The sequence below is a fragment of the Streptomyces sulfonofaciens genome (assembly GCF_014656295.1).
GTDB classification, from domain to species: Bacteria; Actinomycetota; Actinomycetes; order Streptomycetales; family Streptomycetaceae; genus Streptomyces; species Streptomyces sulfonofaciens.
Genome location: NZ_BNCD01000007.1, coordinates 303,654 through 318,228 on the forward strand (window position 1 = coordinate 303,654; position 14,575 = coordinate 318,228).

Annotated in this window: 8 protein-coding genes and 1 pseudogene; 6 read left to right on the forward strand and 3 right to left on the reverse strand. The window is 73.5% G+C overall.

Translation table 11 applies throughout. The features are described from left to right. Positions 1-6 precede the first annotated feature (6 nt). Positions 7-375 (forward strand): hypothetical protein, encoded by a 369-nt coding sequence (locus IE313_RS14645; protein WP_189932072.1) that lies wholly within the window; start codon positions 7-9, stop codon positions 373-375. A gap of 174 nt (positions 376-549) precedes the next feature. On the opposite strand, the gene IE313_RS14650 is transcribed toward IE313_RS14645, so the two are convergent. After that, on the reverse strand, positions 550-687 hold the full coding sequence (locus IE313_RS14650; protein ID WP_189932073.1) for a hypothetical protein: 138 nt from the start codon (positions 685-687) through the stop codon (positions 550-552). Positions 688-892: 205 nt separating this feature from the next. Here IE313_RS14650 and IE313_RS14655 point away from each other — a divergent pair, with 205 nt between their 5' ends. After that, positions 893-1,957, forward strand: a complete 1,065-nt coding sequence (locus IE313_RS14655) for a LacI family DNA-binding transcriptional regulator (RefSeq protein WP_189932074.1) — start codon at positions 893-895, stop codon at positions 1,955-1,957. Positions 1,958-2,045: 88 nt separating this feature from the next. On the opposite strand, the gene IE313_RS14660 is transcribed toward IE313_RS14655, so the two are convergent. Further along, positions 2,046-2,795, reverse strand: a complete 750-nt coding sequence (locus IE313_RS14660; RefSeq protein WP_189932076.1) for a polysaccharide deacetylase family protein — start codon at positions 2,793-2,795, stop codon at positions 2,046-2,048. A gap of 666 nt (positions 2,796-3,461) precedes the next feature. Here IE313_RS14660 and IE313_RS14665 point away from each other — a divergent pair. From IE313_RS14665 to IE313_RS14675, 3 genes and pseudogenes are all read left to right on the forward strand, one after another. Then, a pseudogene (locus IE313_RS14665) lies at positions 3,462-4,502 on the forward strand (glycoside hydrolase family 10 protein); the annotation flags it as partial. 451 nt (positions 4,503-4,953) lie between these two features. After that, positions 4,954-5,307 (forward strand): hypothetical protein, encoded by a 354-nt coding sequence (locus IE313_RS14670; RefSeq protein WP_189932079.1) that lies wholly within the window; start codon positions 4,954-4,956, stop codon positions 5,305-5,307. A 114-nt stretch (positions 5,308-5,421) separates the two neighbouring features. Then, positions 5,422-9,987 carry an NACHT domain-containing protein gene (locus tag IE313_RS14675; RefSeq protein ID WP_189932081.1) on the forward strand — a complete coding sequence of 1,522 codons (4,566 nt, stop codon included), beginning with the start codon at positions 5,422-5,424 and terminating at the stop codon, positions 9,985-9,987. A gap of 294 nt (positions 9,988-10,281) precedes the next feature. Here the strand turns inward: IE313_RS14675 and IE313_RS14680 are convergent, their stop codons facing one another. Further along, entirely contained in the window at positions 10,282-11,409 is a 1,128-nt protein-coding gene (locus IE313_RS14680; RefSeq protein WP_189932083.1) for a C40 family peptidase, read from the reverse strand. A 527-nt stretch (positions 11,410-11,936) separates the two neighbouring features. Here IE313_RS14680 and pcrA point away from each other — a divergent pair. After that, positions 11,937-14,465, forward strand: coding sequence for a DNA helicase PcrA (pcrA, locus tag IE313_RS14685; protein ID WP_189932085.1), 2,529 nt, complete (start codon positions 11,937-11,939; stop codon positions 14,463-14,465). The last annotated feature ends 110 nt before the right edge of the window (positions 14,466-14,575 follow it).

Consider the following 14,575-nt stretch of genomic DNA (forward strand, 5'->3'; position numbering starts at 1 on the left):
GGGTCGGTGGCCCGGATCGCGGTCGCGGGCGCGGACGTCGTCGTCCGGCTGCACCGGTGGGAACGGGTGGCGGCGCGCCGTGCCCGGGTACGGGTGCCGGTGTCCGCACTGCGCGAGGTGTACGTGGAGCCCGACTGGTGGCGGGCCCTGCGGGGCGGGCACGGCAGCGGGCTCTGCGTTCCGGACCTGCTCTGCATGGGCACCCGGCGGCTCGTGGACGGCGAGGACTTCGTCGTGGTGCGCGCGGGCCGCCCGGTGCTCTGCCTGGACCTCCGCCGCACCGCCCGGTACGGCAGGATCGCCGTCTGCGACCCGGATCCGGACCGGGCTTGCCGCACCCTGCGGGATCGCCTGCCACGGGACCGCCCGGCGTGAGACGGCCGGTCCGCCGCCCCGGGCGGCCCCGGGTGGGGGTCCCGTCAGGCCGCGGGCGCCGGGCACGGGCGCCGGGACCGTCCGGCACCGGGAGGACCGCCGATAGCGGCGGGCCGGTGGGCCGGTGGACAGGCGGGCCGGTGGACCGGTGGCCCGAGGGGCAACTCGCCGGGGCTACTCCTGTTCCGGACTCCCCGCCTCGTACGTCCTCGTCCAGGTGGCCCCGCACCGGCACCGGGACTCCTCGACCAGCAGCCCGTCGTCACTCACGCCCAGGCCCTGGACCTGGCGGACGTGAACATGCTCGGTCATGGAGGGCCTCGCTCCGTTCCTCGGGTCGCTCGACGGGACAGTCCTCCATCCTCCCCCAAGCGGGGCCAAAGGCGTCAATGAGACGGATCACATCATCTTCGAGCCGGGGACCGGGCTGTCGGGAATCCGCTTGAGAAGCCGGTTGACCTGCGCGGACACCTTCCGGACCGGGCCAGGCCCTCGAAAACTTTCGGGCCGGTGGCCTATGCTGCACGTCGTGCGTGAAGACGAGGAGACGGCGCGCGTCACCCTGGCGCAGGTGGCCGAGCAGGCAGGTGTCTCCATCTCGACGGTGTCGAAGGTGCTGAACGGCCGCCAGGACGTCTCCCGGCCGACCAGACTCAAGGTGGAGCGGCTGCTGGAGGCGCACGCCTATCGCCGTACGCCGCGCTCCGCGTGGGAGGCGCCCCTCATCGAGATCGTCTTCCACGAGCTGGACAGCATCTGGGGCATGGAGCTGATCCGCGGCGTGGAGGACGTGGCCAAGGCCAACCACGCCAGTGTGGTGCTGACGGAGAGCGGAACCCGGCACCTGCCGGGCCCCGACTGGGTCGGAGGCGTGGTGCAGCGCCGGCCGGTCGGTGTGGTGCTCGTCTTCTCCTCGCTGCCGCCCGCGGTGAAGAAACAGTTGAAGTCCCGCGCCATCCCTTTCGTGATCATCGATCCGGCCGGCGACCCGGAGCCCGACGTGCCGTCGGTCGGCTCGGCCAACTGGTCCGGGGGCCTCGCGGCCACCCGGCACCTCGTCCAGTGCGGGCACCGGCGGATCGCGATCATCACGGGCCCTCGGGACATGCTCTGCTCGATGGCGAGGCTCGACGGCTACCGCTCGGCCATGAGCATGGCGGGACTGACTCCGGACCCCGACCTGGTCACCTTCGGCGACTTCCATGTGGAGGGCGGCTACGCGCGCGCGATGGAGCTGCTTGACCGTCCCGACCGGCCCACCGCCCTGTTCGCCGGCAGCGACCTCCAGGCCCTCGGCGTCCTGGAGGCGGCCCGGGTGCTCGGCCTGCGCGTCCCGCAGGACCTGTCGGTGGTCGGCTACGACGACGTACCGCTGGCCCAGTGGTCGAGCCCGGCGCTGACCACCGTGCACCAACCGCTGCGGCAGATGGCGCAGGAGGCCGCGCAGATGCTGCTGCGGCTGCGGGCCGGCGAGGACACCGCGACCCGTCTCGAACTGAACACCCGCCTGGTCGTACGGCACAGCACCGCCGCACCCACGGGCACCGCCGCAACCGCGGACACCGCCCCGCCGGACGCCTGACCGTCCGGCGGGGCGGGGCTTGATTCCGGGTGGTGCTCCCGGTGCGGGGCGCCCCGTGGAGGGCGCGCCCCCGAAAGGGGTGGAAGGGCTACGGGGCGGTCACCACCGGCTGGCCGTTCGCACCGCTGATGATCTTGCCCGGGCACAGGCCGCGGGACGAGAGGCCGCTGAGTATCTGCGGCACGGCGGCGATGGTCGTCTGGTAGCCGCCGTCGTGCATGAGGATGATGCTGCCGCCCGTCATCCGGGACGCGGCCTGCACGATCTGGGCCGTGCTCGCGCCGTTCCAGTCCTGGGAGTCCACGTTCCACAGCACCTCGGCGGTCAGGCCGAGGCGGGTCTCGTCGTTCCTGATCTGGGAGTTGGTCTCCCCGTAGGGCGGACGGAAGAGGGTCGGGGTCTGGCCGATGGTCTGCTGGATGATCTGCTGGGTCTGGGCGATCTCGTTGTACGCCGCGGGCTCGCCGATCTGGGGCAGGTGTGGGTGTGTCCAGGTGTGGTTGCCGATCCACATGCCCGCCGCCTGCTCCTGCCGCAGCAGGCTCGGGTACTGCTGGGCGTGCTGGCCCCAGATGAAGAACGTCGCCCTGGCGCCGCCCGCCTTCAGGGCGTTGAGCAGTGCGGTGGTCGACGAGGGGTTGGGGCCGTCGTCGTAGGTCAGGCCGACGTAGCCGTTCGGGCAGGCGGCCCAGACGCCGGCGGCCTTGTCCGGCGCCGCGGAGGCGGCCGGGGAGGGGGCGGCCGACAACACCGTGGCCGCCGCGGTCAGGGCGACGGCGAGGAGCGCGGACCGTAGGGCGCCCAGGTGCCTCGCACTCCGGGACAGTGCTCTGTGCATGCTTCCTCCTCGGTTGAGGCGCGCACCGCGTTGCCGCTCCAGGCGTGAAACATTACGGAGTGTGCACCGGTTGTTTTCGGGACGCAAGACTTCCGGCACGCTTGGCATGCACTGGGCAGGCCCTCCAAAACGCTGAAAACCACCATGTAGACCTGAAGGCGATGTCCTTCTCTGGCTGACAGGGTGTCCGAAACCTTTCGCAATCCTCGAAGGGTGCGGTGGGTCCAGGGTGGTCTGAGGAACGGGAAGCGTGCGTGACCCGGGCCGGCCGCGCGGAATGGGAGCGGTTCACTCGCTCCGTCGTCCCGATGATCTCGGCAAGGGAAGCGAAATTTTCGGTGGGGTAACCGCCCGGATGTGGCTCTCCGCCCGTCCGTCTGCTCGAACGGCTTGTTGTTCGTGCAGCTCAGAGCGGTAGACCGAGGGATCTCGACGCGATGAATGATCGAAAGATTTCCGGCACGTAACGTTGACGTTGCCGTGGGGGCCGTGCATACTCCGGTGCAATCGTCACTCAGCGCCACAGCGCTGTCGCTCCGCTCCGTTCTCTCCCGGCGATCTGCACGGCCCGGGCGCTCGCGACCTCCAGCGCTGCGACCGGTCACGGCACGACCCCCGGACGGTGCGCCCGCCGACCGTCCGGCCCCCACGGACGAAGGGAAAGCAATGACCGAGCAATCCCGCACGACCGGACGGACCGTGCGGTCCGGCTTCCGCCGCACGCTGGTCATCGGCATGGCCGGCGCCCTCGCCTCCGCCGGCCTGGTCGCCCTCACCGGCGGCTCCGCGCACGCCGCCGGCTCCACCCTGGGCGCCGCGGCGGCCGCGAAGGGCAAGTACTTCGGCACCGCGCTGAGCAACGGCCACCTGGGCGAGGCGCAGTACGCGCAGACGGCGGACCGCGAGTTCAACATGGCCACGCCCGAGAACGAGATGAAGTGGGACGCCACCGAGCCCAACAGGGGCCAGTTCACCTACGGCGGCGGCGACGCGATCCTCAACCACGCACAGTCCCACGGCATGCGCACCCGCGGACACACGCTGGTGTGGCACTCCCAACTGCCCGGCTGGGTGAACAACATCGGCACCGGCAGCGAGCTGACCCAGGTGATGGACAACCACATCCGGAACCTGATGACGCACTACAAGGGCAAGATCTACGCCTGGGACGTCGTCAACGAGGCGTTCCAGGACGGCAGCAGCGGTGCCCGGCGCTCCTCGCCCTTCCAGAACAAGATCGGCAACTCCTTCATCGAGCACGCGTTCCAGACGGCCCGCTCCGCGGACCCGGCCGCCAAGCTCTGCTACAACGACTACAACATCGACGGCGTCAACGCGAAGAGCAACGCCGTCTACAACATGGTCAAGGACTTCAAGTCCCGCAACATCCCGATCGACTGCGTCGGCTTCCAGGGCCACTTCAACAGCCAGTCCCCGGTCCCCTCCGACTTCCAGCAGAACCTCCAGCGGTTCGTCGACCTCGGTGTCTCCGTGCAGATCACCGAGCTGGACATCGCCGGATCCGGCCAGGCGCAGGCGGACAACTACACCAAGGTCACCCGGGCCTGCCTCGCCATCTCCAGGTGCGACGGCATCACCGTCTGGGGCGTCACGGACAAGTACTCCTGGCGCAGCGGTGACACCCCGCTGCTCTTCGACGGCAACTACCAGAAGAAGCAGGCGTACAACTCCGTCCTGGCGGCACTGCAGTGAGCGCCGCCCCGCCCCGCCCGCCGGTACTGAACGGCTGACGGTCCCGGCGCCGGGAGCGGCCGGCCGCCCATGGCGGCGGCGCGGCGCGGCGGCCGCCTCCCGGCAGCCGCGCCGGCCCCGAGGGCACGGGCCCGCCCCTGACCGGCCCGTACCCGCCGTGCTGCCTCGGCCCGGCACCGCCCGCCGTCCGCCGCGGCGCCCCCCGCCCCGGACGCGACGGGCCGCCCCGCCCGGGACGCCGCGGTTGTCCCGGCCCGGGACCCGGACGCCGCCCCACGGACCTGGGGCCGGCCCTCCACGGACCTGGGGCCGGCCCTCTACGGACCTGGGGCCGGGCCTCCACGACCCCGGGACCGGGCCTCCACGACCCCGGGACCGGGCCCCACGACCCCGGGACCGGGCCCCGCGCCAGAGCGCCGAGCGCCCGCCGTTAGGCTCCGAAGCCATGGACGTACTCATCCATCTCTTCGTCGGCCTGCACATCATCGGCATCGCCTCGCTGCTGGGCGGCTTCCTCACCCAGATGAAGGCGATGGGCGAGGGCCGGGCCCGCTTCGGCGCCCCCATGCTGCACGGCGCGCTCACCATGCTCGTGACCGGAGCCGTCCTGGTCGGCCTCAACGAAGCCGACGACCAGCACGTCGACACGGTCAAGATAGGCATCAAGCTGGCCCTGCTGATCGTGATCCTCGCGCTGGTCTACGTGCAGCGGGACGAGGAGACCGTGGACAAGCGCGCCTTCGCCGCCGTAGGGGCGCTCACCATGGTGAACATCTTCATCGCCGTCCTGTGGACCTGACCCCCTGACCGCCGCGCCCGTCCTTGGGCCGGTACCGCTCTTCGGCTGAGAAGCCACGGCCCCGCGCCGTACCATGCGGCTCTGGTGCGGGCGAGCGGGTGAGTGGGGGCGGACGTGCGCAGGTACCTCATGGCCGTGGCGGGGGCCGGGCTGCTGCTGGCGGTGGCATCGGCCGCGGTGGCCCTGCGGGGCGTCGCCGTCGACGCCGACCTGACCGCGTTCGGCGCCGCGGTCCTGGCGGCCTCCCTGACGACGGCGCTCGCGACGGCCGGCCTCCTGGCGACAAGACGGCAGGCCGTGCCGAGACCGCGCCCCGGGGAGCCGCGGGCCGGGACCTTCGCACTGCTGGAGCGGCTGGCCCGGCACGTCGCGCTGGAGCTGCGCGAGGCGGACCGCCGCTCGGACGGTGCGTCGACGCTGCCGCTCACCTGGACGTACGCCCCCTCCGCGGTCGAGGGCCGGGACGGCGGCCGGAGCCGGCCGCCGGTGGGCGCCTCCCTGTGGGACGCCTACGAGACGCTGTCCGACCGGCGCCTCGTCGTCCTCGGCGACGCCGGCTCGGGCAAGACCACCATGGCCCGGCGGTTCGTGCTGGACGGCCTGGACCGGCGGCGGGCCGGCGACCCGGTGCCGGTGATGTTCGCACTGCACTCCTGGCACCCGTCCAACGGAAGCCTGAGCCGGTGGATGGCCGACGAGCTGGAGTCGGAGTACGGCCTGCGCCGTTCGGAGGCCCTCGCGCTGGCGGACGGCCCGCTGATCACCCCCGTCCTCGACGGCCTCGACGAACTGCCGCCGCACGCCCGCTCCGCCGTGGCCGAGCAATTGGCGCGGGGCCTGTCCACCTCGGGCGGGTACGTGCTGACCTGCCGGACCAGCGCCTTCCACCGCCTTGAGGCCGACCAGCGCAGAGGACTCGGTCCGGTGCTGACGCTCCTGCCGCTGTCGGCCGCCGACGCCGCAGCGCAACTGGAGCGCGGCCACCCGGAGCAGGCCGGCTCCTGGGACGCGGTGGCACGGGCCATCGAACGGCGTCCGGAGGGACCGCTGGCCCAGGCGTTCTCCTCGCCCTGGCTGGTGGTCCTCGCGCAGGAGGCCTACGCCTCGGACCACGAGAGCAGGAGCCCGGCCGAACTCACCGACGCGGAGCGCTTCCCGACCGCCGACGACATCAGGCGCCGGATCCTGGAGACGGCCGACCCGACGGCCCGTTCCGAGCGGCTGCCCGGGGAGAGCGGGCGGCGCTGGCTGGGCCTGCTCACCCAGGCCATGGGCCGCGACTCCGACCCGTACCTGCTGTGGTGGCGGATGGCGGCGCACCGGCCGCGGGCGGTGGCCGGGCGGCTGCGCTGGCCCCTGCTGGTGCCGCCCCTGCTGATGTGGACGGCGCGGTCCGGGCGGCTCGGCGTGGCGGCGGCCGTGCTGCTGGGCGCCGCGGCCCTGCTGACGGGGGTGGGACGGCAGGCGCCACCGCCGCGCCGGCTCAGCCCCTCCGCCGTCCTGGCCTCCGTCCTCCCCGCGGCCCCCGAAGGCCCGGTCGGCCGCCGCTCCGTACGGCACCTGCGCAGGGTGCTGGCCACCCTCGTCCGGCTGGAACTGGGCGCCGTGGCGCCCGTGGTGGTCGTCCTCACCACCGTCATGGGCGTGTCGCAGGCGTTCACCGCGCCCGTCCCCGAGGCGCTGGCGATCTCGCTGGTGTGGCCGTGCGCGGCCGGGCTGGCCGCGGTCTGCCTGCTGGGCCTGGGGGTGCCGGACGACCGGCCGGTGCCCGGGGCGCAGGTGGCCCACCTGGGCCGCGACCTGGTGACCGCACTGGTCAGAGCGACCGCCGTCGTACTGCTCACCTGCACCCCGCTCGCCGTCGTGCTCCGGGCGGGGGCCGGCCCTTCGGGGCACGACACGGGACTGCTCCTGTGGACGGCGGCGGCGGTCTTCGCCGCAGCCCTGCTGGACGGCAGTGCCTGGGGCCGCTTCCGCGTCGCCCACCTCTGGCACTGGACCCGGGGCCGGCTCCCCTGGTCCCTGCTGGCGTTCCTCGGCGAGGCGGGCCGCCAGGGCCTGCTGGCTCCGGCACCGGGGTACGGCAGGGGCAGCTACGCCTTCAGGCACGACCTGGTGCGGGCGGCGTTCGGCGCGCAGAGCGCGGGCCGCAGCCCCGCCGTGCGCGCGGCGCGGCGGGCCAGGGCGGACATCCTCGACCAGGTGCTGGCGCTGCCCGAGGCCATCGCCCACGTCGCCGCCGCGCCGGAGGGGACGCGCCGGGCCCGGGCCCGCGAACGGGTGCTGTCCATGGCGGTGAACGCCTTCGAGGCGGACCTGCCGTCCGTCGCCGAGGCCGCCGAGGGATCCTACGAGCGCTTCAGGCAGGCGCACCGGCGGTTGCAGGACGCGGCGGCGCAGCGGTGGTGGACACGCTCCGGGCTCGTGCGCACCTACCGCTTCGCGGCCTGGCCGGCGGCGGCCGTCGCCGCGGCCGCGGCCGGGCTGATGGTGTTCCCGGCGGGAACGCTGGTCACGGTCGCCACGGTGGTCGCGGTCTTCTGTGTGCTGGTCCTCGCCTGGCAGTGGGGCGAGGCCGCCGGCTCCGTCGGGCGGAGCGGCGGCGGGCCTGGAACCCCCGGGGCCCGCCGTCCCGCCGCGCCCGTGTGGTGGTCCGAGGAGCGCTCGCTGATCCGCTCACGCGGCAGCGTCGCGTTCCGCATCGGCGCCTTCTGCGAGCTGTACGCCGCCGCCGTGTGGGGCGCGCGGGTCGCGACCGCCCCCCGCGGGCTCGGGTCAGGCGCGCTGCCCACCATCGCGCTCGCCGCCGCCGCGACCTGGGTCGTCACACTGCTGGGCTGGCTGAACGCGCGCCCGTACGCCGAGCAGTGGACCGCCCTGCGCTCGGACGACCCCGCCGACTGGCCGGAGCTGCCCGGCGGCCGGGGCCGCTACCGCGACGCCGCCGTCCAGGCGCGCCGCGACTGGCTGGTGGCGCTCGCTCGGGACGGCGTCATGCCGCTGCTCCGCCGCCGGCTCGGGGCGACCCACGACGAACGGTCCCTCACCCTGCCTCCGATCGACGCGTCCCGGCTCACCGGATCCCGCGGCGCCGACCAGTTCGTCAGTACCGCCGCCGTCCAGCAGACCGCCCTGCACCTGAGGGAGCTGGAGAGTGCGAGCATCGGCGTCAGCGGGCCGCGCGGCGGCGGCAAGAGCACGCTGATGCAGCGGTTCTGCGCGCCGGAGTCCGCCGGCTACGAGGACCTGCTGGTACTGGTGCCGGCCCCGACGTCGTACGACCCCAGGGAGTTCCTCGTCCACCTCTTCGCCGAGGTCTGCCGGGCGATCACCGGCGAGTCGGCCGCCGAGGGCACCGAGCGGCCGCGGCGGGCCGGCCGGCTCCAGCGGGCGCTCGCCGGGCTCGTCGCGCTCACGGGCATGCTCGCCGTGCTGGCCGCGGTCTCCTGGCAGGACCTCTCCCACGCCGGCCGCCGGCTCGCCGGCGAGCCGCGGCTGCTGGTCCTGGTCGGCGGCGGGCTGCTGGCCCTCGTGGGCATCGCGTGGACGCTGGCGCTCTCGGGCGGCGCGGGGCGTGCGCGGGCGGGCGCCGCACGGCAGGGCCGGGCCCCGAAGCGGCGGGCCTCCGGAGCGCAGGCCGCGGCCGTGCACCACCTGAGAACCCTCCAGTACCAGTCGACCGTCCAGCGCACCCGCAGCACGCAGTTCACCCTGCCCGGCGGCCTCGGCCTGCAGTTCACCGGCGGCGAGCAGGTGCAGCACACCGAGCACCTGCTCAGCTACCCCGAACTCGTCGCGCGCTTCAGGGCGCTGCTCGACCTCGTCGCCCTGGAGCGCAGGCCGCTCGGAGGGCGGGTGATCATAGGCATCGACGAACTGGACAAGGTCGGCACGGCCGAGGAGGCGGAGCGCTTCCTCAACGACCTCAAGGTCGTCTTCGGCATCCAGGGCTGCCACTTCCTCGTCGCCGTCTCCGAGGACGCGCTGACCGCGTTCGGCCGCCGGGTCCTCGATGTGCGCACCACCTTCGACAGCGCCTTCGACCGGGTCGTCACCGTGCCGCCGCTCGGCCTCGGCCAGGCCAGGGAACTGCTGGAACTGCGCGGCGTGCGGCTGCCCGAGCCGTTCCTGTGGCTGTGCCACGCGCTCTCCGGCGGGCTGCCGCGCGACCTGCTGCGCTGCGTCATGGCCCTGACCACGACCAGGACCCTGCGGGGCACGGACGACCTGGTGCCGCTCGCCCGCGCCCTGCTCGCCGAGGACGCCGACACGGTGCTCTCCGCGCAGACCCGCTACGCCGCCGCGCTGTCCGGCGCCCAGGCGCCCCGGGCGCTGCGCTGGATCGCCGACGCCTCCCAGGCGCCCACCGCGGCGGACGCCTGGGAGCAACTGGTGCGCGAGGCGCCGCCGGTGCTGCCCGACGACTACCCGACCGGCCGCGCGGTGACCCAGGTGCGGGCGTACCTGGCCCTGGGGGCGACGCTGATGCGCACCTTCACCGAGGGCACGCCCACGGAGATCCGGGACCGCTTCGAGGTGTTCCGGTCCGCGGGGGGCGACATGGCGGACCGTTTCGCGACCGCACGCGCCCTGCTCGCCGCCGAACCGGACGCGGCCTGGTCCGCGGTCGCCCGGGCCCGCGGCGGGATACCGGGCCTGCGCGCGCTGCCCGAGCCCTGAGCGACGGTCCTGGCTCCGAGCGGCGGTCCTGGCCCCGAGCGGCGGCCAGGGTCGAGCCGTGGCCCGTGGCCCGTGGCTGGTGGCCCATGGCCGTCGCCCGGGCCGTTGACCTGAGCCGTCGCCCGGGCCTGAGCCGTCGCCCGGGCCTGAGCCGTCGCCCGGGCCTGAGCCGCGGTCCGGGCCCGAGCGGCGGTCATCCGGGCCGTGCGCCGCCGCGGGGCCGTCGCCCCCGCCGCGCCCATCGCCTGCGCACGCCGGCGCGGGCGGGCCCGCGCCGGCGTACGGCGACCATTCCTACGCCGGCCGCACCACGCTGTAGATCGGCATGTACGTCATCGGTATCGTCTCCACGTTCTTGCCCGGCCGGGGTGCGTCGATGACCTGTCCGTCGCCGATGTAGAGACCGACGTGGCTGATGTCGGAGAAGTAGAAGACCAGGTCGCCCGGCCGGGCCTGGTCGACGGGCACCGTCGTGCCGACCTTGACCTGGTCCCAGGTGGTGCGCGGGAGCGAGACGCCGGCGGCCTTCCAGGCGGCCTGCGTCAGGCCCGAGCAGTCGAACGAGTCGGGCCCCGTCGCGCCCCACACGTAGGGCTTGCCCAACTGGGCCTTGGCGAAGTCGATGGCCTTGGTGGCCATCGCCGCGTAGTTGTGGTCGGTGGCGGTGCCGCTGCTTCCCGACTGCTCCTGCTCGCGCTGTGCGGCGGCCTGCCTGGCGGCCAGCTCCTGCGCCCGGCGGGCGGCCGCCTCCTCCTTCTGCTTCTCGATCGCCGCGAGGCGCGCCTTCTCCTTCGCGGTCAGCTTCGAAAGGAGCGTCCGCGCGGAGGCGAGCTTCTTCTGCACGTCCTCCTTGGTCTCGCGGAGCGTGGCCTGCGAGTCGGTCAGCCGCGTCAGGCTCTTCGCGGCCTCCGCGCGCTTCTTCGCCGTCGCGGCCTGCTCCTTCTCGAAGCCGTCGACGGCCGCCTTCTGCCGGTCGGTGAGCCGGTTCATCAGGTGGCTGTCGTCGAAGTACTGCTGGGGATCGTCGGCGAGCAGCAGTGTGGCCGTGCCGGAGATGCCGCCGGTGCGGTACTGGGCGGCCGCGAAGGACCCCAGTTCCTGCCGGGCGGCGTTCAGACTCTCCGTGCGCTTGGCCACGTCGTCCAGCAGGCGGTCCACGCGCTTGCGCTGGGCGGCGGTGTGCTCCTTGGCGGCGTTGTACTTCTGCGTGGCGACGCCGGCCTGGTGGTACAGGCCGTCGACCTGCTTCTGCACCTCTTCGAGGTTCGGCGCCGGGTCGGACGGCGCGGCCCCCGCGCTCGGCGCCAGGAGGACGACCGAGGTCAGCGCGGCCGTCGTGATGCCGACGGCGGGCCCGAGGGCGGCCGGGGTGCGCACCCCCGTGAGGGTGCTGGTGTTCCGCGGTTTGCGGTGCGACGCCACAGCGGGCGACTCCTTCCGTGCGCCGCCTACCGGGTTAGCTGTCGGGTTCGGGCGGGTGGACCGGAAGGCTGCCCTACGGCTCCGTGCGGCACGGCGTCCGGCACGCGGGTGCGCGGGCGCTGGGCCGTGCGGGGCCGATTCACCCCAGGAGCCGTCTGGTGCCCGGCTCCGGTGGGTCCCCGGCTCCGGCTGCCCGCGAAGGCGCGCCGGACTCGGCGGGGGCCGCCCGTCCCGGCGCCGTTCGCCGGTGGGGGTACGGGTTGCCCGTGCGGCACGTTAGCCAACGCGTGTGACGGCTGTGAAGGTTGATGTGTGATACGTCCTATACATTCTTGTGACTTTGGCGCTGCGTGAGCAGGCGGCCACGGCTCGTGGCGTTTTCCGTGCGGTTCGGTGAGGGTTCCGTGTCCGGCGGGCCTCCGGGCGGTGGTCGGAGCGCTCCACGCGCCGTGCCCGGCGGTTCGTTCGGGACCGGGTTACCCGTCCGTGGGCCGGGTGTCAGTGCCGCGGCCTAGACTCGGTAAGCGATGAGCAGCCTCTTTGACGATCACTTCCTGGCCGGTCTCCAGGCCCCCCGCGGCGCCGAGGAAGAGCCCCCGCCGCCGCCCGAGGACGCGGGCCCGGAGGAGATCCCGGCCGACCTCTTCGGCGGCAGGTACGACGCCCCGCCGCCCCGCGAGCCCTACTACCGAGACGGCGCCGCCCGTCCCGTCACCGACCCGGCGGCCCTCCTCCAGGGGCTGAACGAGAACCAGCGCGCGGCCGTCGTGCACAGCGGCTCCCCCCTGCTCATCGTGGCCGGAGCCGGCTCGGGCAAGACCCGGGTGCTCACCCACCGCATCGCCCACCTGCTGGCCCAGCGCCACGCGCACCCCGGCCAGATCCTCGCCATCACCTTCACCAACAAGGCCGCGGGCGAGATGAAGGAGCGCGTCGAGCAACTGGTCGGCCCGCGGGCCGCGGCGATGTGGGTGATGACGTTCCACAGCGCCTGCGTGCGCATCCTGCGCCGTGAGTCCAAGAAGCTCGGCTTCACCTCGTCCTTCTCGATCTACGACGCCGCCGACTCCAAGCGCCTGATGGCCCTGGTCTGCCGCGACCTGGACCTCGACCCCAAGCGCTACCCGCCCAAGTCCTTCAGCGCCAAGATCTCCAACCTGAAGAACGAGCTGATCGACGAGGAGGACTTCGCAGCGCAGACCCTCGGGGGCGCCTCCCGGTCGGAGTCCGGGGAAGGCTTCGAGAAGACCCTGGCGCAGGCCTACGCGCTCTACCAGTCCCGCCTCCGCGAGGCCAACGCGCTCGACTTCGACGACCTGATCATGACGACGGTCAACCTGCTGCGCGCCTTCCCGGACGTCGCCGAGCACTACCGCCGCCGCTTCCGGCACGTCCTCGTCGACGAGTACCAGGACACCAACCACGCCCAGTACGCGCTGGTGCGCGAGCTGGTCGGTACCGCGCCCGGACCGGACGCACCCGGCGCCACGGAGGACGGCGAGCCCGCCGTGGAGCCCGCGGAGCTGTGCGTCGTCGGCGACGCCGACCAGTCCATCTACGCCTTCCGCGGTGCCACCATCCGCAACATCCTCCAGTTCGAGGAGGACTACCCGGACGCCACCACCATCCTCCTGGAACAGAACTACCGCTCCACCCAGACCATCCTCAGCGCCGCCAACGCCGTCATCGAGCGCAACGAGAGCCGCCGCCCCAAGAACCTGTGGACCAACGCCGGCGCCGGCGCCCGGATCACCGGCTACGTCGCCGACACCGAGCACGACGAGGCGCAGTTCGTCGCCGAGGAGATCGACCGCCTCACCGACGCGGGCGACGCGAAGGCCGGCGACGTCGCCGTCTTCTACCGCACCAACGCCCAGTCCCGCGTCTTCGAGGAGATCTTCATCCGCGTCGGCCTGCCCTACAAGGTCGTCGGCGGTGTCCGCTTCTACGAGCGGCGGGAGGTCCGGGACGTCCTCGCGTACCTGCGCGTCCTCGCCAACCCGGAGGACTCCGTCCCGCTGCGCCGCATCCTGAACGTCCCCAAGCGCGGCATCGGCGAGCGCGCCGAGGCCATGGTCGACGCCCTCTCCCAGCGCGAGCGGATCAGCTTCTCGCAGGCGCTGCGCCGCGTCGACGAGGCCTACGGCATGGCGGCCCGCTCGACCAACGCGATCAAGCGGTTCAACACCCTGATGGAGGACCTGGGCACCATCGTCGAGTCCGGCGCGGGCCCCGCCACGGTCCTCGAAGCCGTCCTGGAGCGCACCGGCTACCTGGCCGAGCTCCAGTCCTCCACCGACCCGCAGGACGAGACCCGGATCGAGAACCTCCAGGAGCTCGCCGCCGTTGCCCTGGAGTTCGAGCAGGAGCGCGGCGAAGGCGAGGCCGGCACGCTGGCCGACTTCCTGGAGCAGGTCGCCCTGGTCGCGGACTCCGACCAGATCCCCGAGGAGGACGAGGAGGGCAGCGGCGTCATCACCCTCATGACGCTGCACACGGCCAAGGGCCTGGAGTTCCCGGTGGTCTTCCTGACCGGCATGGAGGACGGCGTCTTCCCGCACATGCGGGCCCTCGGGCAGACCAAGGAGCTGGAGGAGGAGAGGCGGCTCGCCTACGTGGGCATCACCCGCGCGCGTGAGCGGCTGTACCTGACCCGTGCCGCGCTGCGCAGCGCCTGGGGCCAGCCCGCGTACAACCCGCCGTCCCGCTTCCTGGAGGAGATCCCGGACCAGCACGTGGAATGGAAGCGGACGGCACCGGCCGCGCCCTCCGTGTCCGGCGCGGCGAGCGGGGCCGCCGCGTCGTTCGCCGCCTCCTCGCGGTCCCGCTCGCGCAGTGCGGCCGCGGGTGCCTCGGGCTTCGCCACCCGCCGGGCCACGGAGAAGCCGGTGGTCCCCCTGGCCATCGGCGACCGAGTCACCCACGACCAGTTCGGCCTGGGCACGGTCGTCGCGGTCAAGGGCTCCGGCGACAACGCCGAGGCGACCGTCGACTTCGGCGACGGCGGCAAGCCGAAGCGGCTGCTGCTGCGGTATGCGCCGGTGGAGAAGCTGTAGGAGGCGGGTCGTAGGGGGCGGCTGTAGGGGGCGAGCCGGTAGGAGGCGCGGTCGGGCGCTCGCTCGGGCAGAGCGGGCGCATGCCTGTCCGGTGGGGCGTGCGGTGCGTG

What these genes read in the sequence shown, in the direction of transcription:
- IE313_RS14650 (WP_189932073.1), bottom strand. Translation starts at nt 687, where the DNA reads ATGACCGAGCATGTTCACGTCCGCCAGGTCCAGGGCCTGGGCGTGAGT.
- IE313_RS14655 (WP_189932074.1), top strand. Translation starts at nt 893, where the DNA reads ATGCTGCACGTCGTGCGTGAAGACGAGGAGACGGCGCGCGTCACCCTG.
- IE313_RS14660 (WP_189932076.1), bottom strand. Translation starts at nt 2,795, where the DNA reads ATGCACAGAGCACTGTCCCGGAGTGCGAGGCACCTGGGCGCCCTACGG.
- IE313_RS14670 (WP_189932079.1), top strand. Translation starts at nt 4,954, where the DNA reads ATGGACGTACTCATCCATCTCTTCGTCGGCCTGCACATCATCGGCATC.
- pcrA (WP_189932085.1), top strand. Translation starts at nt 11,937, where the DNA reads ATGAGCAGCCTCTTTGACGATCACTTCCTGGCCGGTCTCCAGGCCCCC.